This is a genomic window from Peteryoungia wuzhouensis, from assembly GCF_003205195.1.
GTDB lineage: Bacteria > Pseudomonadota > Alphaproteobacteria > Rhizobiales > Rhizobiaceae > Allorhizobium > Allorhizobium wuzhouense.
The window spans coordinates 26,550-44,250 of record NZ_QJRY01000011.1 but is presented as its reverse complement, the minus strand read 5'-3'; the positions used below and the strand labels follow the sequence as shown (position 1 = coordinate 44,250).

Below are 17,701 nucleotides of genomic sequence, written 5' to 3'. Positions count from 1 at the left end.
TGATGTCCGTTATATCCGATGTTTCCATTCCCCCCGCCCGAACCGCAGCCGTGTCGCGGCGCTTCTACATCACCGCCTGGCGCTGGCATTTCTACGCCGGTCTCTATGTTGCGCCGTTCATGTTGATGCTTGCCGTCACCGGCCTGATCATGCTCTGGACGGCAACGATCTCGGGCCGTGATGGCGAAAAGATCTACAGTGTTGCGCCCCAGGCCAGCCTTGCCCCTGTCTCTGCCCAGGCGGAAGCGGCCTTCGGCGAGGTCGCCGGTCAGATCGTCCAGTATATCGCGCCGCGTACGGCCGAACAGGCATCGCTCTTCCGGGTCAACCAGGGTGACGCCTCCTATATGGTCGCCGTCGACCCCTATACGGCAAAGGCACTTGGCCACTGGGACCGTCGCAATGGCCTCTACGATCTGGCCGACAGCATCCACGGCACCCTGCTGATCGGTGATGTCGGCGACCGGCTCATCGAGATCGCCGCCGGCTTCGGGATCGTCCTCGTGATCACCGGCCTCTATCTCTGGTGGCCGCGCGATAACAGCGGCTTCTCTTCCGTGCTCGTTCCGCAGCTGTCTGCCAAGGGCCGCCAGCTGTGGAAGTCGTTGCATCTGTCGATCGGCTTCTACGTCTCGCTGATCCTCGTTGTCTTCCTGCTGTCGGGCCTCACCTGGGCCGGCGTCTGGGGCGAGAAGTTCACCCAGGCCTGGAGCACCTTTCCCGCCGAGAAATGGGACAATGTCCCGCTCTCGGATCTGACCCATGCCAGCTTGAACTACAACGGCGTCAAGGAAGTGCCCTGGGCCCTGGAGCAGACCCAGATGCCGGCCTCCGGTTCGCAGGCGGGTATCTCAGGCACGCCCGAAGGCCAGCCCGTCACCCTCGATGCCATCATCACGCTCGCCCGCGCGCTGGGCTTCGATCAGCGGTTCCAGCTTGGTTTCCCCGCGTCTGAAACCGGCGTCTGGAGCATCTCGCGCGACACGATGAGCAACGACAGCGCCAACCCGCTGCATGACCGCATCGTGCATATCGACCAGTATACCGGCCGCATTCTCGCCGATGTCGGCTTTGCCGATTATGGTTTGGCCGGCAAGGCCATGGCCGCTGGCATCGCCTTCCACGAGGGGGACATGGGTCTCTGGAACCTCGTCCTGGTCACTGCCTTCTGTCTGGCGATCATCTTCCTCTCGGTCAGCGGGTTCGTCATGTGGTTCAAGCGTCGCCCGCGGGGTGCCACGCGCCTCGTCGCGCCCACGGTCAGCGAACCCGGCCCTCTCTGGAAGACCGGTGCCATCGTCATGCTGGGCGTCTCGCTGCTCTTTCCGCTGAGCGGCGCGGTCCTGGTTGCGGTCCTGCTCCTCGACCTGCTCGTCATCCGCCACATCGCACCGCTGAAGAAGACGCTGAGCTGACCGCATCGAGAGCGCGCGCGTGAACCGGCCTTGCCCGGTTCACGCGTCCGGCGAGAAGCCGGAAGCGCAAAAAAAGATGGAACAATGCGCACCCCCGGCCATTTGCAAAATGCGTGTCCGATGCGCCGGGGGTAAAATTCCGGCCGTCGGCACCTTTCGTTTCGTCTTTCAACGGAGGTTCCAGCCAGGCTCATGTGCGGCATTTGTGGAGAAGTAAGGTTCGATGGCGGCGCGCCGTCGGTTCAGGCAGTATCGATCATGGCGGATGTGCTCGCCCCGCGTGGACCGGATTCGTCCGGCGTCGTGGTGCGCGGCAATGTCGGCCTCGGCCATCGTCGATTGCGCATCCTCGATCTCTCCGACAAGTCGCAGCAGCCGATGGTCGATCCCGATCTCGGCCTCTCGCTCGTCTTCAACGGCTGCATCTATAATTTCCGCGAATTGCGCAGCGAACTTGAGCGCCAGGGCTATCGCTTCTTCTCCGGTGGCGACACCGAAGTCATTATGAAGGCCTGGCATGCCTGGGGCGAGGCCTGCGTCTCGCGCTTCCACGGCATGTTCGCCTTCGTCATCCATGAGCGCGACAGCGGCCGGGTGATCATGGCCCGCGACCGTTTCGGCATCAAGCCGCTCTACCTGGCCGAGGTCTCTGGAGGTCTGCGCTTCGCCTCGTCGCTTCCCGCCATCGTCAAGACGGGCGGCATCGACACCGCGATCGATACGGATGCCCTGCACACTTACATGACCTTCCACGCCGTCGTGCCGCCGCCGCGCACGATCCTCAAGGGCGTGCGCAAGCTGCCGCCGGCAACGCTGCGCGTTTATGCGCGCGACGGCAGTTTTCAGGACCGCCGCTACTGGAACCCGCCCTACCAGCGCCGCGCCGAAGACCGCTCGGTCACCCGTGAGGAATGGCAGGAACGCCTGCTCGACGCCCTGCGTCTGGCCGTCAAGCGCCGCATGATCGCGGACGTGCCCGTCGGCGTCCTGCTCTCCGGTGGCGTCGATTCCAGCCTCATTGTCGGCCTGCTTGCCGAAGCCGGACAGACCGGCCTCATGAGCTTCTCCGTCGGCTTCGAGGAGGCCAATGGCGAAAAGGGCGACGAATTCGTCTATTCCGACCTGATCGCCCGCGAATTTGCAACCGACCACCACAAGATCTTCGTGCCCTCAGCCGATCTGATGGGAGCCTTGCCGGGCACCATCGCCGCCATGTCCGAACCCATGGTCTCCTACGACAATGTCGGCTTCTATCTCCTGTCGAAGGAGGTCTCGAAACACATCAAGGTCGTCCAGTCGGGGCAGGGCGCCGACGAAGTCTTTGCCGGCTATCACTGGTATCCGCCCCTCGTCGGCTCCGACGACGTTGTGGCCGACTACGCCCGTGGCTTCCGCGACCGCTCGCACGAAACCCTGGCGACCCAGCTCAACGCGCGCTGGATCGCCGACCGCGACGTCAGCGGCGACCTCATCCGTGAGCACCTTCTCGCCGAAGGTGCCGATACCCCCGTCGACCGGGCGCTGCGTCTCGACAGCAGCGTCATGCTGGTCGACGACCCGGTCAAGCGCGTCGACAACATGACCATGGCATGGGGCCTGGAGGCTCGCGTGCCCTTCCTCGACCATGAACTGGTCGAACTCGCCGCCCGCATTCCGCCTGAGGAAAAGCTGCGCGACGGCGGCAAGGGCATCCTGAAGGACGTCGCCCGTAAGGTCATTCCAGGCGAGGTGATCGACCGCAAGAAGGGCTATTTCCCGGTGCCGCAGCTCAAATACATCGCCGGTCCCTATCTCGACATGCTGCGCGACACGCTCTCCTCCCAGGCCGCCCGCGAGCGTGGCCTCTTCCGGCAGGACTATGTCGATCGGCTGCTTGCTGCCCCCTCCGATCACATCACGCCCCTGCAGGGCTCCGAACTCTGGCAGGTCGGCCTGCTCGAAATGTGGCTCCAGGCACACGAGGTCTGAGATGAAGAATACGGACAAGCCCGCGCGGCCCGCCGCGCCCGTCACCCACAAGCCGCGCAACAGCAAGGCCCTGTCGCATCGGCTCGGTCGCCTGCGTCAGCCAGGCAGCGCCGGCACCCTGCCGCAGTTTCGCCCGGCCGATGCGCCGCAACCGGGCCGCAACGTCGTGCTCGATTGCGGCTGGGGCCGCCTCCTCTTTGCCCGCACCTTCGAAGACGATGCGACCCTTCTCATCGCGCTCAAGGACGAAGCCCCACGCAGCCGTGACATCGCCTTTTATGTCGGCGAACCTCATGTGCTGCTCTCCCGCGCCCCGCAGGAGATCTTCCTCGATCCGTCCCACACCTTCCGCCTCGATCTCTCCACCTACCGCCCCGGTGGTCGCCGCCCGCGTGGCATCACCATCCGGCGTCTCGGCGTCGAGGGCGATGCCGCCGGCATCAATGCCGTCTATGCCGCCTGCGGCATGGTCCAGGTCCGCGAGGATTTCTTCACCGGCGAACGCGACAACCGTCCGGTCAGCTATTTCGTTGCACAGGATGATAAGACCGGCGAAATCGTCGGCACGGTCACCGGCATCGATCACAAGCGTCTCTTCGACGATCCTGAACAGGGCGCCTCGCTCTGGTGTCTCGCGGTTCACCCGCAGGCCCGCCAGCCGGGCATCGGCGAAGGTCTCGTGCGCACGCTGTCAGAACATTTCCAGGCCCGCGGCCTGGCTTACGTCGATCTCTCCGTTCTGCATGACAACGACAAGGCGATCGGCCTTTATGAGAAGCTCGGCTTCCGCCGCGTGCCGCTTTTTTCGGTCAAGCGCAAGAACGCCATCAACGAAAAGTTCTTCGCTCAGCCGGTCGAATCCTACGAGGCGTTGAACCCCTATGCCCGCCTGATCGTCGACGAGGCGCTGCGTCGCGGCATCCATGTCGAGGTCACCGATGCCGAAGGTGGCTTCTTCCGCCTTGCCCATGGAGGCCGCACCATCCATTGCCGCGAAAGCCTGTCGGATCTGACCTCGGCCGTCGCCATGTCGATCTGCGACGACAAGGCCGTCACCCGCCGCTTTGCCGAAGGCGCAGGGCTTGTGGTCCCCGAACAGATCTCCGCCGATGCCCCCGATGCCGAGCGCCAGGCCTTCCTCGAAAAACACGGCAAATTGGTCGTCAAACCGGCCCGTGGTGAGCAGGGTCGCGGCATCTCCGTCGGCGTCTCAACCACCGAGGCTCTCGGCACGGCGATCAAGCAGGCCCGCCAGGTCTGCGACCGCGTCCTGCTCGAAGCCTGCTTCGAGGGCGAGGACCTGCGCCTCGTCGTCATCGATTACCGCCTCGTCGCCGCCGCCGTCCGCCGCCCGCCGCGTGTAGTCGGCGACGGCCACGCGCCGATCCGCAGGCTGATCGAGCAGCAGTCCCGCCGCCGCGCCGCCGCCACCGGCGGTGAAAGCCGCATCCCGGTCGATGTCGAAACGAAACGTTGCCTCGCCGAACAGGGTTTCGACCTCGACACGGTGCTGGACGAGGGGCGCGAGATCACCGTTCGCAAGGCCGCCAATCTCCACACCGGCGGCACGATCCACGATGTCACCGATAGCGTCCATCCGGATCTGGTCGACGCCGCCTGCCGGATTGCCAAAGCCATCAAGATTCCCGTCGTCGGCATCGACTTTATGGTCCGTGACCCGGCCGAGCCCGACTATGTCTTCATAGAAGCCAATGAGCGACCGGGTCTCGCCAATCACGAGCCTCAACCGACGGCAGAACGCTTCATCGAACTCCTCTTCCCCGGCAGCAGGGCTTATCCGGGTGCCTGAACGCTGTTCACCATCATCGAACAGTTTTTCAAGAAACTTCGGATTTCGCTGAACGACCGGGAGGCGCATAATCACGGCATGAAGAGAGGCAGTGGCCCTCTCGCCGTGATGGAGAGTTTGAAAATGCTGGTGAATGGCAAATGGACGGAAGACTGGCAGCCGGTGCAGAAGGCTGACGAAAAGGGCCGTTTCGTCCGCCAGACCTCTTCCTTCCGCCACTGGATCACGCCGGATGGCGCGCCGGGCCCGACGGGCGAGGGTGGTTTTCAAGCAGAGGCCGGGCGCTATCGCCTCTATGTCGCCTATATCTGCCCCTGGGCCTCGCGCACGCTGATGGCCCGCGCCCTGAAAGGACTTGAAGACGTCATCGCCGTCACCGTCGTCGCCCCGGCGCTGTCAAGCGAGGGCTGGCAGTTCGGCGGTTATCCCGGTGCCGATGTCGATCCGCTTTTCGGCGCCACCCATCTGCACGAACTCTATACCCGCGCCGATCCCGAATTCACCGGCCGCGCCACGGTGCCCGTGCTCTGGGACGAAAAGACCGGCACAATCGTCAACAACGAAAGCGCCGATATCATCCGCATGCTCGATACCGCCTTCGAGGGCCTCGTGCCCTCCGATCTCCGCCTCTACCCGGAGGACCTGGCTGCAGAGATCGACGCGCTCAACCCCCGCATCTATGACCAGTTGAACAACGGCGTCTACAAGGCAGGCTTCGCGCTGACGCAGGGCGCCTATGACGAAGCCGTCGATGGCGTCTTCGCCATGCTCGACGAGCTGGAGACCCGCTTGTCCGACGGTCGCGATTTCCTCTTTGGGTCGCGCTTCACCGAAACCGATATCCGCCTCTTCGTCACGCTGATCCGCTTCGACGCTGCCTATCACGGCCTGTTCAAGACCAACCGCCGCCGCATCGCTGACTACGTGGCCCTCTCCGCCTATATGGAGCGGGTCTTGAGGCTCGACGGCGTGCGCGCCACGGTCAACATGGACCACATCACGCGCGGCTACTATTCGATCAAGACGCTGAACGCGACCGGCATCGTCCCCACCGGCCCACAGCACATCATCGATCTCCTCGCCCGTACGGCACCATGATGACAGCCCGGAGTGGGGGATGGTCATTAGCCGGCTTATGTCCGACCATGGAACCACGCGTGTCCCCGGCGGTTGTTCAAGAACGACCGAACCGGAGGATACGGATCATGCACAATCCCACCAACGATAACAGCGCGAAGCCCGCCGATGACCAGACCGGCCGCCCGCTCGAAGTTGCCGCACGGCAGAGCGATGCTGCCACAATGGCGCAAGGCAACAGTCATCGACCTGAGAAGCTGAATATCTACCGTCTGGAGCCGATCGCCGAAGCCGACGATCCCCGCTGGGACAATTCTCCCTATCAGGGCACGGTCGTCGTCGCGGCCCGCACATCCGGTGATGCCCGCATCGTCGCCTCTGGCCGGGAGCTGGACTACATGGAGGTCGATGCCAAGCCCGCCGAAGACGTGACGACCACCATGGCCAGCGCCTTCCGCTCGGAAAAGCTCTATACAGTGATCGAGATCGATCGCGACCGATCGGATCTCACCCGCGGAATTCTGGAAGGCAAAATCGCGACGGATACAATCCGCCCCGTTCAGGTCTGACGATGTCGGTAAACCGCTGAGGGGTATGTTGGCCGCGCCTCCTGGCACCCGCAATCGTCGATCGCCTGGCCATGAAAGAGGTCAAGGCCGAGTTCCGGCCCTGAACCGTCTTACAGCGCTCAGCCTTCGAAATCGCCTTCGGCACTGACTTCCCGCCCGCCGACGATGATCGCCCGCTTCCCGACATGGTTGGCAGCGCCCACGATGCCTTCCTGCTCCATGCGCTCCACCAGCGAGGCGGCCTTGTTGTAGCCGATCGACAGCCGGCGCTGGATATAGGAGGTCGAGCACTTTTTGTCGCGCAGCACCACCTTGACCGCCTTGTCATAGAGATCGTTGCCGTCCTCTTCGCCCATGGCGCTCTTGTCGAACACGGCGACGTCTTCTTCCGGCTCGTCTTCCGCTTCGTCGGCGTCCTCGGTCACGGTGCCCAGATAGTCCGGTCGCGCCTGCATCTTCAGATGCGCAACCACCTTTTCGACTTCCTCGTCCGAAACGAAGGGTCCGTGCACGCGCGCAATCCGCCCGCCGCCGACCATATGCAGCATATCGCCCTGGCCGAGCAGGTGTTCGGCACCCGGTTCACCCAGAATCGTGCGGCTGTCGATCTTCGACGTCACCTGGAAGGAGACGCGGGTCGGGAAGTTGGCCTTGATCGTGCCGGTAATCACGTCGACCGAGGGACGCTGCGTCGCCATGATCAGGTGGATGCCCGCAGCGCGTGCCATCTGCGCCAGCCGTTGGATCGCGCCTTCGATCTCCTTGCCGGCCACCATCATCAGGTCGGCCATCTCGTCGACCACGACGACGATATAGGGCATCGGCGAAAGATCGAGTTCCTGCTCCTCATAGACGATCTCGCCGCTCTGCCGGTCGAAGCCGGTCTGGACGCTGACGGTAATCGTCTCGCCCTTCTCGCGGGCCTGCGCCGCACGGGCATTGTAGCCATCGATATTGCGCACGCCGAGGCGGCTCATCTTGCGATAGCGGTCCTCCATCTCGCGCACCGCCCATTTCAGCGCCATCACCGCCTTCTTCGGGTCGGTAACGACGGGGGTCAAGAGATGCGGGATGCCGTCATAAACGGAAAGCTCCAGCATCTTCGGATCGACCATGATCAACCGGCATTCGTCCGGGCGGAAGCGGTAGAGCAGCGACAGGATCATCGTGTTGATCGCCACCGACTTGCCCGAACCGGTCGTGCCGGCGACCAGCAGATGCGGCATCTTTGCCAGTTCCGCGATGACAGGCTCGCCACCAATGGTCTTGCCCAGGCAAACCGGCAGCTTGTACCGCGTCTCGGCATAATCGGGCGTTTCGATCAGCTCGCGCAGATAGACCGTCTCGCGCACCGGGTTCGGCAGCTCGATACCGATCACGTTGCGGCCGGGCACGACAGCGACACGCGCCGAAAGCGCCGACATCGAACGAGCAATATCGTCCGAGAGACCGATCACTCGGGACGACTTGACCCCCGGTGCTGGCTCGAATTCATAGAGCGTGACAACAGGGCCGGGGCGCACGTCGATCACTTCGCCCTTGATGCCGAAATCCTCAAGCACGCTTTCGAGAAGCCCCGCGCTCTGCTCCAGCGCTTCGGCTGTCATCGTCACACCCGTCTGCACCGGCGGCTGCTGCAGGAAGTCGAGATAGGGCAGCTCATATTCGCCTTCGCCCATCGCCTCCTGGGCGCGGAACAGCGGCTGGCGTGTCGAAGAAGAAGCCGTCGGGATCACGGAGCGGGCAGGGGCGGCTGCAATCGCGTCCGGGACGGTGGCAAGAGCGTCGGGAACACCGGCGGCAGGGATGGCATCCGCAACCTGATCGGCCCCGACCTCACGCCGCGCCACCTCGCGGTAGAGCGCCACGACAGATCCCGCCGGCGCATCGAACACGGGCTTCGGCAGCGGCGCAACGGCCGGCATCGCATCGGGCCGGTAGCGCACCACCTCGGCCCTGATCGCCGCGCTGCGCGTCGGGATCATCACGGGGGCCGCAACGGGAGCCACAGGGGCCACGGGCGCAGGTGCCATCGCGACCGGCTGTGGTTGCGCGTTAACAGGGACCGCGCGCGCCATCTCGGTCTCCACAGGGGCGTCGACCGGATCGATCATCGCCTCGAAGAAGATGTGGTCGGAAAGCAGCGCACTGATCGGCAGCCGCGCCGACGACGATGCCGCAGGTGCTGTCACCGGTGCAGGCGAAGGCGCAGCGATGGGGGTCTGCGGTAAGGACGAATACGGAGCAACGGCCGCCTGCATATACCCGGACGAAGGCTGCGTGATGGACGGCGCCGCTGTCGGCGCCGGTGTCGCCTGGGCTGGTTGCGCCATCTGCACGGGGGGCCGAAGGAATGCATTGCGAGCCATGGTCGGCCGCGCGACTGGGGCTGAAGTGGGAGCTGGCGTTGGGGCTGGCGTTGCAACCATCCCCGACGGCGCTGCGCCGGTCGCTTGCACCGTCGCATGGTTCTGCAAGGGCGGCCGGCCGGCAACAACCTGTCCGGTCGTCACCTGTGCGGAAGCTACCGGCCCCGAAGCAGCCGGAACTGTCGAAGCCTGCCTCGCATGTCCCACCGCAGCCGATGTCGTTGTCGCCATCACCGTGCGCATGCCCTGCACCAGCGGCGCCGGTTGGGCGACCGTCGGCGGCGGCGCGACGGGCCGCGTCGGGTCCTCGGCCATGGAGGCTTCCCAGGCGGCCTGTTCGGCCTGCTGGCGCGCCAGTTCACGGCGCAGCTTGTAGGTCAGCGCCCGGGCACCCACGGCGTCCGGCGGCTGCGGCAATGTCACGGAGGCCGGCACGCGCGGCTGGTGTTGCTGCTGCAGCGGCTGGCTGGCAATCGGAGGTCTGGCCGAAGCGGCAACCGGCTGCTGCGGAGCGCCGGTGCGCGGCAGGCCATAGGGCGACGCCGGGCGCTGTTCGGTCTGTGGGTTTTGCCGCGGAGCGTGAGCTGTCGGAACCGGGGACTGCGGAACGCGTGTTGTCGGAACAGAAGCCTGCGGCTGGGCCACCGGGGCACGTGAAACTTGCGGCGCAGCCGGTGCCGGTGCACTCATCGGCTCGATCGTCTCTGGCTTGGCAGGCGTCCGATCAGGGGTCCGGGTAAAGCGCACATTGGGACCCAGAACGAAAGCACTCTGCCAGACGGGCTGCTCTTCGCGCCCCTCGATCTGGTTGGCCGCCATCTGGTCGGCACCCGCCGGCCGAGCGGCCTGCTGGCCCTGCGGGGTCTGGGCGCTGCCCCCGTTTTGATCCCCGAACTGGCTGGCCTGGAAAGCGGAATTGGAACGGGGAGGATGCATCGAAAACCTGAACGCTGACGAGATACGGGAACGCGGATGACAAGCCTTTTCAGTAGAAAATAAAGGTTAACGACTGCTTGTCGCCCATTCGAAAATTCTGATGCGCGCCGTCCCGAAAAACCGTTGTGAGGGGGCCCGATCCCGCTGTTGTGGCTGGCGAATTCGTGTCCGCGGAAGAAGCGCATGAAGCCCAAGTTTTTTTCTCGCCCCCGTCCCTTGGGCAGGTTATGGACGGGTGCGAACAGAAAGCCGGACATGTCGAAGAAAGCCAAGCCAACCCCGCTGACGAAACTCTTGAAAGCCTGGACCGGCGCCTCGCCCGAGGAGCGCCAGGCCTTTCTCGATCTCGTCACCGTCGGTGCGCGCGCGAAGGGTGAGCAGGAGCATCCCGCGCCGGCAAGGCCCGCCGAATCGCTGCCCCCCGATCCGGTGTCGGCCGACCCGGAAATCCTGATCGCCAATGGCCGCTATCTGCTACCCTCCACCATCGCCCGCATTGAGGCGGTCATGCGGGCTCGCAATCTGGCGCCAACCGCGATCATGGCCGAACTCGGTTTTTCCCCGCGCGACACCTCGCTGACCCGCGCGCTTGCCATGAAGGCAGCCCTGCGACTGTCGGTGATCGCGGAACTCGCCCTCTGGCTGCGCGTCAACGAGGCCGCAGCGGTGCCGGAAGAGTGAGGACACGCCCATGGCGTTCACGCTGAACGCGCCCGTCGAACACGAGCAGGACATCAAGAAGAGCCGCTTCATCGCCTATGCGGCCCCGATCGCGTCGGAAGAGGAAGCCAAGGCCTTCCTCGCCGAAAAGTCCGATCCTTCGGCCACCCACAATTGCTGGGCCTGGCGGCTCGGCCAGGCCTACCGCTTCTCCGATGATGGAGAGCCCTCGGGCACGGCCGGCAAACCCATTCTCCAGGCGATCGACGGACAGGAGCTGGATGGCGTGGTGGTGCTGGTCATCCGCTTCTTCGGCGGCATCCTGCTTGGCAGCGGCGGGCTGATGCGCGCCTATGGCGGCACGACGGCCCAGGCTCTGAGACTCGGGACCAAAACCGAGATTATCCCGCTCGTCACCGGCGATCTCGCCTGCAGTTTCTCGGATCTGGCGCTGGTGAAGGCCCGCCTCCAGGCGATCCCGCATCTGTCGCTGGTCGAACATTTCGAAGCCGAAGGCGTGCGTTTCGATGTCACGCTGAAGCGCGGCGATGAAGCAAGCGTGCAACGCCTCGTCCAGGACCTGACCAGCGGCCGCTCACACCTGCGTTTCCCCGATCCCTGACCGCCGGCGCCCCTCAGATGGGAGTGGCCTCAACCGTTCTTCTTCTTGGATTTGTCTTCGGAAGCCAGCTGCTGCCAGGAATTCTGCTGGGACAGCATGCCGCGCAGATATTGCAGGTTGGCGGCCGCCTGTTGCGGGTTGAGTTCCTGCGCGGCCATCTGCTCGGCCTCCTGGAACCGCCCCTGCAGTCCGATCACCAGCGCCAGGTTCTGCCGCACGCGGCTGTCCGCGCCCGGCTGCTGCTGCGCCTGCCTGAGATAGGTCTCGGCCGTTTTCAGGTCGCCGGTCAGCACATAGGACATGCCGAGATTGGAAAGCACGCTCGGGTCGTTCGGCTGGATCTGCAGCGCCATCCGGTAGCGTCCACGCGCCTCGTCGGAACGGCCCAGTTGGTCGAGCACGGCCCCTTCTGCCGAATACAGCCGCCAGTCCGGACGATCCGGTGTCTGCGCCCGGTTGATCGTGCCGAGCGCCTTGTCCAGCTGGCCGGCCGCAGCCTGCGCCTTTCCGAGGGCGGCGAGCACCTCGCGATCGGTCGGGTTGGCAATCGCCACCTGCTGCATGACGGCCAGCGCCTGGGCATTCCGTCCCTGCATCATCAGCACATTGGCATAGGAAAGCCCGATGCTGCGGTCCTTCGGCTTGCGATCATAGGCCTGGCCCATGCTGTCTGCTGCGCGTGCCAGTTCCGGCTCGCTCATGCTGTCGACCGCCTTGTTCATCGTCGGGATCGATCCCGTCGTCAGCCTGTCGCGGCTCGTCGAGCATCCCGATGTCGCAAGCACCGCCAGAACGAGACCGGCGGTGGCCAGGATCTGCAGACGTCTATGCTGTGTCATGTGCCGGGTGAGCATGGCGTTTCGCTCCGAATATCGTGTCTTCGCCGGCGTCGAAGCGCGGCGTAATCTCCGCTCAAGCAATAATCTGTTAACCCTAACGGAGTGTTAATCGACCCATCGCGATTCCCCTCCAGAAAGCTCCTGCCATGCCCCCGTTCCAGTATATCGAAAGACCGACCCCCTTCAGCACCAAGGGCGGCAAGACCCTGCCGGTCTTCGCGGTCACGCCCGCCCATGTCGAAACGGGCACGCTCGATCCGCTGGCACTCGATTGGGCGAAAAAGGCCGGCTTCAAGGCCGAGGCCGGGTCGCTTCTGCTGATCCCGACGGAAGACGGCCATCTCGGCGGGGCTCTGCTCGGCCTGGGCTCGAACCCGTCGGAAAACCCCTTCCTCACCGGCAAGCTCGCCCGCCTTCTGCCGGCCGGTGAATGGCACATCGAAACCGCGCCGCTCACCGCAAACCGCCTGCTGCTCGGCTATGGTCTCGGTGCCTACAGCTTCGACCGCTACCGTTCGGAACGCGTCACCGAGCCGCGCCTGCTGATCCCGCAGGATGCCGATGCCGCCGATATCAAGCGTCAGATCGCAGGCGCCTATCTCGCCCGCGACCTGATCAACACCCCCGCCAATGACATGAGCCCGGCCGATATCGAGGATGCGGTCCGTCGCCTCGCCGCCCATTACAAGGCCGAGGTCACCACGATCGTCGGCGAAGAGCTTCTCGCGCAGAACTTCCCGCTGATCCATGCCGTCGGCCGCGCCTCGACCGTCGCGCCACGCCTGATCGAGATGCGCTGGGGCAAGAAGGGGCACCCCAAGCTGACGCTCGTCGGCAAGGGCGTGAGCTTTGACACCGGCGGCCTCGACATCAAGCCGTCCGCCTCCATGCTGCTGATGAAGAAGGACATGGGCGGTGCCGCCAATGTGCTCGGCCTCGCCTTGATGATCATGGATGCCAAGCTCAAGGTCGATCTCCACGTCGTCATCCCCGCCGTCGAAAACGCCATCTCAGGCAACGCCTTCCGCCCGGGCGACGTCTACAGGAGCCGCAAGGGCCTGACGGTCCAGATCGACAACACCGATGCCGAGGGCCGGCTGATCCTTGCCGATGCGTTGGCCTATGCCGATGCCGAAGCCCCCGATCTCCTGATCGACATGGCAACCTTGACCGGCGCCGCCCGCGTCGCGCTCGGGCCCGATCTGCCGCCCTTCTTCACCGATGACGAAGACCTCGCCCACGACATTGCCGATGCCGCGCTCGAAGTCGACGATCCCCTGTGGCGTCTGCCGCTGCACAAGGGTTATGAGCGCATGCTCAAAGCCCAGATCGCCGATCTCACCAATGCGCCTGCCGGCGGCATGGCCGGCGCCATCACGGCGGCCCTTTTCCTCAAGCGTTTTGTCTCGCCGGGTCGTGCCTGGGCGCATTTCGACATCTTCGGCTGGGCCCAGTCGGAGCGCGCCCATGGCCCTGCCGGCGGCGAAGCCCAGGCCATCCGCGCCCTCTATCGCCTGTTGCAGCGCCGCTGGGCTTGAGGCCTCTTGCGCAATCGTTCCTTTGCCGGAATGATAGCGTTGTAGGCCGGGGGCGCTCAAAGCCCCGGCCATGACGCGGGATCTCCAGATGGCCCTTGAACTGACGGCAACCCAGGCGCTTGGCCTCTGGCACAGGGTGACCCTGGAACAGGTCCAGCATGACGGGCCTGACCTCACCATGCGCCAGCTCGCCGTGCTGCTCGAAATCTATCTCGTGCCGCCGCCGCACACCGTGCGCGGCCTTGCCGCCACATTGCAGGTCACCAAGCCGGTCATCACCCGCGCGCTCGACACTCTCGGCGAAATGGGCCTGGTTGATCGTATCAGAGATGCGCTCGACCGCCGCAGCGTCATCGTCAAGCGCACCGTCGGCGGTGCGCTTTTCCTCGAAAAATTCGGCGATCGCATCATCGCCAAGGGCCGCACGTTCGGCTGACGGAGACGAAATGACCACCCTCGACCGCCGCCTTCATGCCTTCCGCCCCGATCTCGCCGATGCCGCCCTGCAAGGTCAGGTCCAGGCGACCCGTTTCGTCACACCGGAACCCGCCCGCATCACGCTTCCCGTCGTCGATCTCCATCCGACGCCCGATATGACCGCCGGCATCGACACCCAGCTCCTGCTCGGCGAAGAGGTCAGCGTCTTCGAGCGGGCAGGGGGCATCGCCTGGGTCCAGGCCGCGGTCGACGGTTATGTCGGTTACCTGCCCGAGGCAGCTCTCGGCGCCCCCGAGGCCACCACTCACGTCATCAGCGTCCCCCGCACCTTCCTCTATCCGGGTCCGGACCTGCGTTTCCCCCGCCGTGACACCCTCTCCATGGGAAGCCGCGTCAGGATCGTCGGCGAGGCGGAAACCCGGGGCACCCGCTACGGCCTGCTCGCCGATGGCAGTGCGCTCATCCTGCGCCATCTGCGCCCGCTGACAGATTCACCGGCAGAAGACTTCGTCTCGGTCGCAGCGCTCTTTCTCGAAACCCCCTATCTCTGGGGCGGCAAGTCCGGCCTCGGCATCGATTGCTCCGGACTCGTCCAGCTCTCGATGACCATGGCGGGCCTGAAGGCGCCCCGTGACAGCGACATGCAGGCGGCAGGCCTGGGAACGCCCATCACCCGAGAAGAGCTTCAGCGCGGTGATCTCGTCTTCTGGAAAGGCCATGCCGCGATCATGGAGGACGAGGAAATGATGATTCATGCCAACGGCCACACCATGACGGTGGCCCGCGAAACGCTCGCCGATGCCATCGAGCGCATCGGCTGGCTCTACGGCACACCCACCGGCTATCGCCGCCCCGTCGCCGAAACGTGAACTGAAGGTTCTTGGGTCTGCGCCGAAACATCCCTATATCGGGATCAGTCTAGACGTCAGAAGCGGAACGCCGCCATGCCAATGCCTGTTTCCCCTCGGCAAACCACCCGCCCCATGCGGCTGCTCGCAATGGCGCTCATCCTGCCGTTGGCGCTGCCCTTGGCTGGCGCGTCACCTGCCTTTGCGGCTGAGAATGGCATCGCCTGGAGCAAGGCAGGCTCTGAAACCTTCCACGATTTGCCCGGCGTGAAGCCGCAGCCGGCCGATCCGCTTGCGGATGGGTATTCCTGCGAGACCGCGACCGCCATGCCGTCGCTTGGCGGAAGAAGCCGCAGCCTGCGCGATTCATTGCCCTATACGGTCTATCGCTGCGAAAAGGACGGGGTCATCTACCAGGGCACGCAGCCGCCGATGCGCGGGCGCATGTGGTATCCGGGCGTGAATCCCCGCAACATCGACGGATGACGTTCAGCCTTCGCTGCCGAGCAAGCCGTCGAACACTTCCAGAAGCGCGTCGCTGATCGCCGCACCCAGCTTGTGGCCGGCCTCGCGCAGACCTTCTTCGTCCATGTCGCGGGCCGCCAGGGCGAGCGCGGTACCCTCCTGCGAGACGATTTCCTTGGCCCGTTCGATGGCCCAGAGGGCGAACTCGCTGCGGGTCTCAATGGCGACCGTGTCTTCCATGAAGCATCCTTTGCTGGGGTATTGGGCCACCTGCGAAACGCAGGAGAATGGGCGCCGGGCATGAACGGGCAGGCTTCCCGTTATCCGTGAAAAAGGCAACAAAAAAGCCCGGCGAACCGGGCTTTTTGTGATGCTTTCAGTTCAAGGCAAGGCCTTGTTCTGAAAGGAAATTGGTGCCCAGAAGAGGACTCGAACCTCCACACCCTTTCGAGTACCAGCACCTGAAGCTGGCGCGTCTACCAATTCCGCCATCTGGGCGACGAGGAGCCGTGTAAAGCGACTGCTCTGGCCTGTCAACCGACATTTTGAAGTTTTCATGTCATGGCGAACGATCCTCGTGACAGCGCCGCCCGCCTGCGTGCGGCCAATCCCTTGCACGGCAGGCGATGTGGGTGAATATTAGAATGACGCGGTCGTGAAAAAGCCGTGATCCGACCGCTGACTGCGTCGGTCGATGCACCGGCTGCAAATGCCGGTGCAGCAGGTTCGTGTAAGGATGTCGATATGAAAACAAGCTTCGCCGTCATGGCCCTGACGCTGATCGGCGCTCAGGTGCTCGGCACGGCTGCCGAGGCAGCGATGCCGGCGCCGATCGCACCGAGGGTCGCCGCGCCCGCACAGGCCGGCATCGCCGGTGTCGAGAAGGTCGATCTCGTCTGCGATTTCTCCGGATGTTACGAAACCTGGGATCGCCCGCGCCCGCCGCGCTATCGTCCGCCACCGCCGGACTATTATCCGCCGTCAGTCTATGACGAGCCTGCTTACCGGCCGCCACCGCCACCGCCGGTCTATCGCCCGCGTCCCCGCCCGCCGGTTTATGTCGAACCCGGCTACCGGCCGCCGCGCAATGTCTGGGCCCGCCACGTCGAATGGTGCCTCAACCGCTATCGGTCCTACAATCCGCGCACCAACGAGTTCCTGTCCTCCGGCGGTTATTACAAGACCTGCCGCTCGCCCTTCTATTGAGGCCTTCATGCCGGGGACGCGGACGGCAATCTGTGCCGCCCCGTGTCCCCGTCTTGTCCGGCTCGGCACCGATTCAGCTGTCCAGCCCCTCGCTCTTTGCCGCGCGATCGACATGGCCGAGATCCCGCTCCGGATCGATCACGTCCCGTACCCGCTGTTTCAGCTCCTTCGGGCCCGGAAATCCGCCGTCTCGGCTACGCTCCCAGATCATCTCGTCACCCAGCCGGATCTCGAAGATCCCGCCGGTGCCGGGGATCAGCGCCACTTCCCCGAGATCCGTACCGAAGGTCTGCAGCAGTTCCTGCGCCATCCAGCCGGAGCGCAAAAGCCAGTTGCACTGCGTGCAATAGGTGATCGAAATCCGGGGCTTATCCATTGGCGTCCTGTGCCTCACAATTAAGTCAACTGTCTTGGTCAAGTTTTGATCGCGCGCGTCTTGCCACGATCTGGCAGACGCGGCAATTGGCCGACATCCATTGTCCGCATAGGAGCGCCCCATGTCCATCCGCAACGAACGTCTCGTTTTTCCCGCCCTCGCGCCGCTCTACCGGTCGACCCATGACCTCGCCGAAACGTTGCTGCGGGTCGTCGCCGGCGGTTTCCTTGTCATCCACGGCGCGGGCAAGATCGTCGATCCCTTCGGCGCTGTCGACATGGTCGAGGGCCTCGGCTTCTATCCCGGTGTCTTCTGGTCGCCGCTGCTTGCAGCCACCGAATTCTTCGGCGGCATCCTGCTTGCGCTCGGCCTTCTCACCCGCCCCGCCGCCTTTGCGGTCACGATCGTGTTGCTGGTGACCGTCTATTTCCATTGGATCCAGATCGGGGAGGGCTTTTCCGGCGCCGAAAAATCCCTGCTGTGGAGCGCGATGACCCTCTATTTTGTCATCCGTGGTGGCAATGCCCATTCGGTCGATGCGCGTCTTCCCAGGACAGTCTGATCT

General features: G+C 64.5%; 17 protein-coding genes and 1 tRNA gene. 13 read left to right on the top strand and 5 right to left on the bottom strand.

Going from position 1 to position 17,701, the window contains the following annotated elements; genetic code table 11:
- Positions 1-2: 2 nt before the first annotated feature.
- The 5 genes from DMY87_RS22430 (at position 3) to DMY87_RS22410 (ending at position 6,839) form a co-directional block, all read left to right on the top strand.
- The gene (locus tag DMY87_RS22430; protein WP_110793864.1) at positions 3-1,415 is read left to right on the top strand and encodes a PepSY-associated TM helix domain-containing protein; all 1,413 of its coding nucleotides are present in this window, start codon (positions 3-5) and stop codon (positions 1,413-1,415) included.
- 192 nt (positions 1,416-1,607) lie between these two features.
- The gene (locus DMY87_RS22425) at positions 1,608-3,383 is read left to right on the top strand and encodes an N-acetylglutaminylglutamine amidotransferase (RefSeq protein ID WP_110793863.1); all 1,776 of its coding nucleotides are present in this window, start codon (positions 1,608-1,610) and stop codon (positions 3,381-3,383) included.
- 1 nt (position 3,384) lies between these two features.
- The gene (gene ngg / locus DMY87_RS22420; RefSeq protein WP_110793862.1) at positions 3,385-5,193 is read left to right on the top strand and encodes an N-acetylglutaminylglutamine synthetase; all 1,809 of its coding nucleotides are present in this window, start codon (positions 3,385-3,387) and stop codon (positions 5,191-5,193) included.
- Between the two features lie 123 nt (positions 5,194-5,316).
- Positions 5,317-6,291 carry a glutathione S-transferase family protein gene (locus DMY87_RS22415; protein ID WP_110793861.1) on the top strand — a complete coding sequence of 325 codons (975 nt, stop codon included), beginning with the start codon at positions 5,317-5,319 and terminating at the stop codon, positions 6,289-6,291.
- Between the two features lie 107 nt (positions 6,292-6,398).
- Positions 6,399-6,839 carry a hypothetical protein gene (locus tag DMY87_RS22410; RefSeq protein WP_110793860.1) on the top strand — a complete coding sequence of 147 codons (441 nt, stop codon included), beginning with the start codon at positions 6,399-6,401 and terminating at the stop codon, positions 6,837-6,839.
- Between the two features lie 119 nt (positions 6,840-6,958).
- Here DMY87_RS22410 and DMY87_RS22405 read toward each other — a convergent pair whose 3' ends face one another.
- A complete protein-coding gene (locus tag DMY87_RS22405) occupies positions 6,959-10,144 on the bottom strand; it encodes a DNA translocase FtsK (protein WP_205908209.1) in 3,186 nt (1,061 codons plus the stop codon).
- A gap of 255 nt (positions 10,145-10,399) precedes the next feature.
- Here DMY87_RS22405 and DMY87_RS22400 point away from each other — a divergent pair, with 255 nt between their 5' ends.
- Together DMY87_RS22400 and DMY87_RS22395 are read left to right on the top strand one after the other, a co-directional pair.
- Positions 10,400-10,825, top strand: coding sequence for a hypothetical protein (locus tag DMY87_RS22400; RefSeq protein WP_110793859.1), 426 nt, complete (start codon positions 10,400-10,402; stop codon positions 10,823-10,825).
- 10 nt (positions 10,826-10,835) lie between these two features.
- Complete coding sequence (locus DMY87_RS22395) at positions 10,836-11,426, top strand: IMPACT family protein (protein WP_110793858.1); 591 nt, start codon at positions 10,836-10,838, stop codon at positions 11,424-11,426.
- A 29-nt stretch (positions 11,427-11,455) separates the two neighbouring features.
- Here DMY87_RS22395 and DMY87_RS22390 read toward each other — a convergent pair whose 3' ends face one another.
- The gene (locus DMY87_RS22390) at positions 11,456-12,280 is read right to left on the bottom strand and encodes a tetratricopeptide repeat protein (protein ID WP_110793857.1); all 825 of its coding nucleotides are present in this window, start codon (positions 12,278-12,280) and stop codon (positions 11,456-11,458) included.
- 131 nt (positions 12,281-12,411) lie between these two features.
- Here DMY87_RS22390 and DMY87_RS22385 point away from each other — a divergent pair, with 131 nt between their 5' ends.
- The 4 genes from DMY87_RS22385 to DMY87_RS22370 all read left to right on the top strand — a co-directional run bounded on the left by DMY87_RS22385 (position 12,412) and on the right by DMY87_RS22370 (position 15,575).
- On the top strand, positions 12,412-13,803 hold the full coding sequence (locus DMY87_RS22385) for a leucyl aminopeptidase family protein (RefSeq protein ID WP_110793856.1): 1,392 nt from the start codon (positions 12,412-12,414) through the stop codon (positions 13,801-13,803).
- Between the two features lie 88 nt (positions 13,804-13,891).
- Positions 13,892-14,239 carry a MarR family transcriptional regulator gene (locus DMY87_RS22380; protein WP_110793924.1) on the top strand — a complete coding sequence of 116 codons (348 nt, stop codon included), beginning with the start codon at positions 13,892-13,894 and terminating at the stop codon, positions 14,237-14,239.
- A gap of 10 nt (positions 14,240-14,249) precedes the next feature.
- Positions 14,250-15,110, top strand: coding sequence for a C40 family peptidase (locus DMY87_RS22375; RefSeq protein WP_110793855.1), 861 nt, complete (start codon positions 14,250-14,252; stop codon positions 15,108-15,110).
- 75 nt (positions 15,111-15,185) lie between these two features.
- Complete coding sequence (locus tag DMY87_RS22370) at positions 15,186-15,575, top strand: hypothetical protein (RefSeq protein ID WP_133253050.1); 390 nt, start codon at positions 15,186-15,188, stop codon at positions 15,573-15,575.
- A gap of 3 nt (positions 15,576-15,578) precedes the next feature.
- Here DMY87_RS22370 and DMY87_RS22365 read toward each other — a convergent pair whose 3' ends face one another.
- Both DMY87_RS22365 and DMY87_RS22360 read right to left on the bottom strand, forming a co-directional pair.
- A complete protein-coding gene (locus DMY87_RS22365; protein WP_110793853.1) occupies positions 15,579-15,794 on the bottom strand; it encodes a hypothetical protein in 216 nt (71 codons plus the stop codon).
- Between the two features lie 171 nt (positions 15,795-15,965).
- Positions 15,966-16,052: transfer RNA gene (locus DMY87_RS22360), tRNA-Leu, on the bottom strand.
- Positions 16,053-16,298: 246 nt separating this feature from the next.
- On the opposite strand from DMY87_RS22360, the gene DMY87_RS22355 reads away from it, so the two are divergent.
- Positions 16,299-16,760 (top strand): BA14K family protein, encoded by a 462-nt coding sequence (locus DMY87_RS22355; RefSeq protein ID WP_110793923.1) that lies wholly within the window; start codon positions 16,299-16,301, stop codon positions 16,758-16,760.
- A 73-nt stretch (positions 16,761-16,833) separates the two neighbouring features.
- On the opposite strand, the gene DMY87_RS22350 is transcribed toward DMY87_RS22355, so the two are convergent.
- Entirely contained in the window at positions 16,834-17,136 is a 303-nt protein-coding gene (locus tag DMY87_RS22350; protein WP_110793852.1) for an Rdx family protein, read from the bottom strand.
- 121 nt (positions 17,137-17,257) lie between these two features.
- On the opposite strand from DMY87_RS22350, the gene DMY87_RS22345 reads away from it, so the two are divergent.
- Complete coding sequence (locus DMY87_RS22345) at positions 17,258-17,698, top strand: DoxX family protein (protein WP_110793851.1); 441 nt, start codon at positions 17,258-17,260, stop codon at positions 17,696-17,698.
- Positions 17,699-17,701: the final 3 nt, after the last annotated feature.

Bases quoted from the DNA above. Each gene is read 5' to 3' on its own strand.
- DMY87_RS22430 (WP_110793864.1), top strand. From the start codon at position 3: ATGTCCGTTATATCCGATGTTTCCATTCCCCCCGCCCGAACCGCAGCC.
- DMY87_RS22425 (WP_110793863.1), top strand. From the start codon at position 1,608: ATGTGCGGCATTTGTGGAGAAGTAAGGTTCGATGGCGGCGCGCCGTCG.
- ngg (WP_110793862.1), top strand. From the start codon at position 3,385: ATGAAGAATACGGACAAGCCCGCGCGGCCCGCCGCGCCCGTCACCCAC.
- DMY87_RS22415 (WP_110793861.1), top strand. From the start codon at position 5,317: ATGCTGGTGAATGGCAAATGGACGGAAGACTGGCAGCCGGTGCAGAAG.
- DMY87_RS22410 (WP_110793860.1), top strand. From the start codon at position 6,399: ATGCACAATCCCACCAACGATAACAGCGCGAAGCCCGCCGATGACCAG.
- DMY87_RS22405 (WP_205908209.1), bottom strand. From the start codon at position 10,144: ATGCATCCTCCCCGTTCCAATTCCGCTTTCCAGGCCAGCCAGTTCGGG.
- DMY87_RS22400 (WP_110793859.1), top strand. From the start codon at position 10,400: ATGTCGAAGAAAGCCAAGCCAACCCCGCTGACGAAACTCTTGAAAGCC.
- DMY87_RS22395 (WP_110793858.1), top strand. From the start codon at position 10,836: ATGGCGTTCACGCTGAACGCGCCCGTCGAACACGAGCAGGACATCAAG.
- DMY87_RS22390 (WP_110793857.1), bottom strand. From the start codon at position 12,280: ATGCTCACCCGGCACATGACACAGCATAGACGTCTGCAGATCCTGGCC.
- DMY87_RS22385 (WP_110793856.1), top strand. From the start codon at position 12,412: ATGCCCCCGTTCCAGTATATCGAAAGACCGACCCCCTTCAGCACCAAG.
- DMY87_RS22380 (WP_110793924.1), top strand. From the start codon at position 13,892: ATGGCCCTTGAACTGACGGCAACCCAGGCGCTTGGCCTCTGGCACAGG.
- DMY87_RS22375 (WP_110793855.1), top strand. From the start codon at position 14,250: ATGACCACCCTCGACCGCCGCCTTCATGCCTTCCGCCCCGATCTCGCC.
- DMY87_RS22370 (WP_133253050.1), top strand. From the start codon at position 15,186: ATGCCAATGCCTGTTTCCCCTCGGCAAACCACCCGCCCCATGCGGCTG.
- DMY87_RS22365 (WP_110793853.1), bottom strand. From the start codon at position 15,794: ATGGAAGACACGGTCGCCATTGAGACCCGCAGCGAGTTCGCCCTCTGG.
- DMY87_RS22355 (WP_110793923.1), top strand. From the start codon at position 16,299: ATGAAAACAAGCTTCGCCGTCATGGCCCTGACGCTGATCGGCGCTCAG.
- DMY87_RS22350 (WP_110793852.1), bottom strand. From the start codon at position 17,136: ATGGATAAGCCCCGGATTTCGATCACCTATTGCACGCAGTGCAACTGG.
- DMY87_RS22345 (WP_110793851.1), top strand. From the start codon at position 17,258: ATGTCCATCCGCAACGAACGTCTCGTTTTTCCCGCCCTCGCGCCGCTC.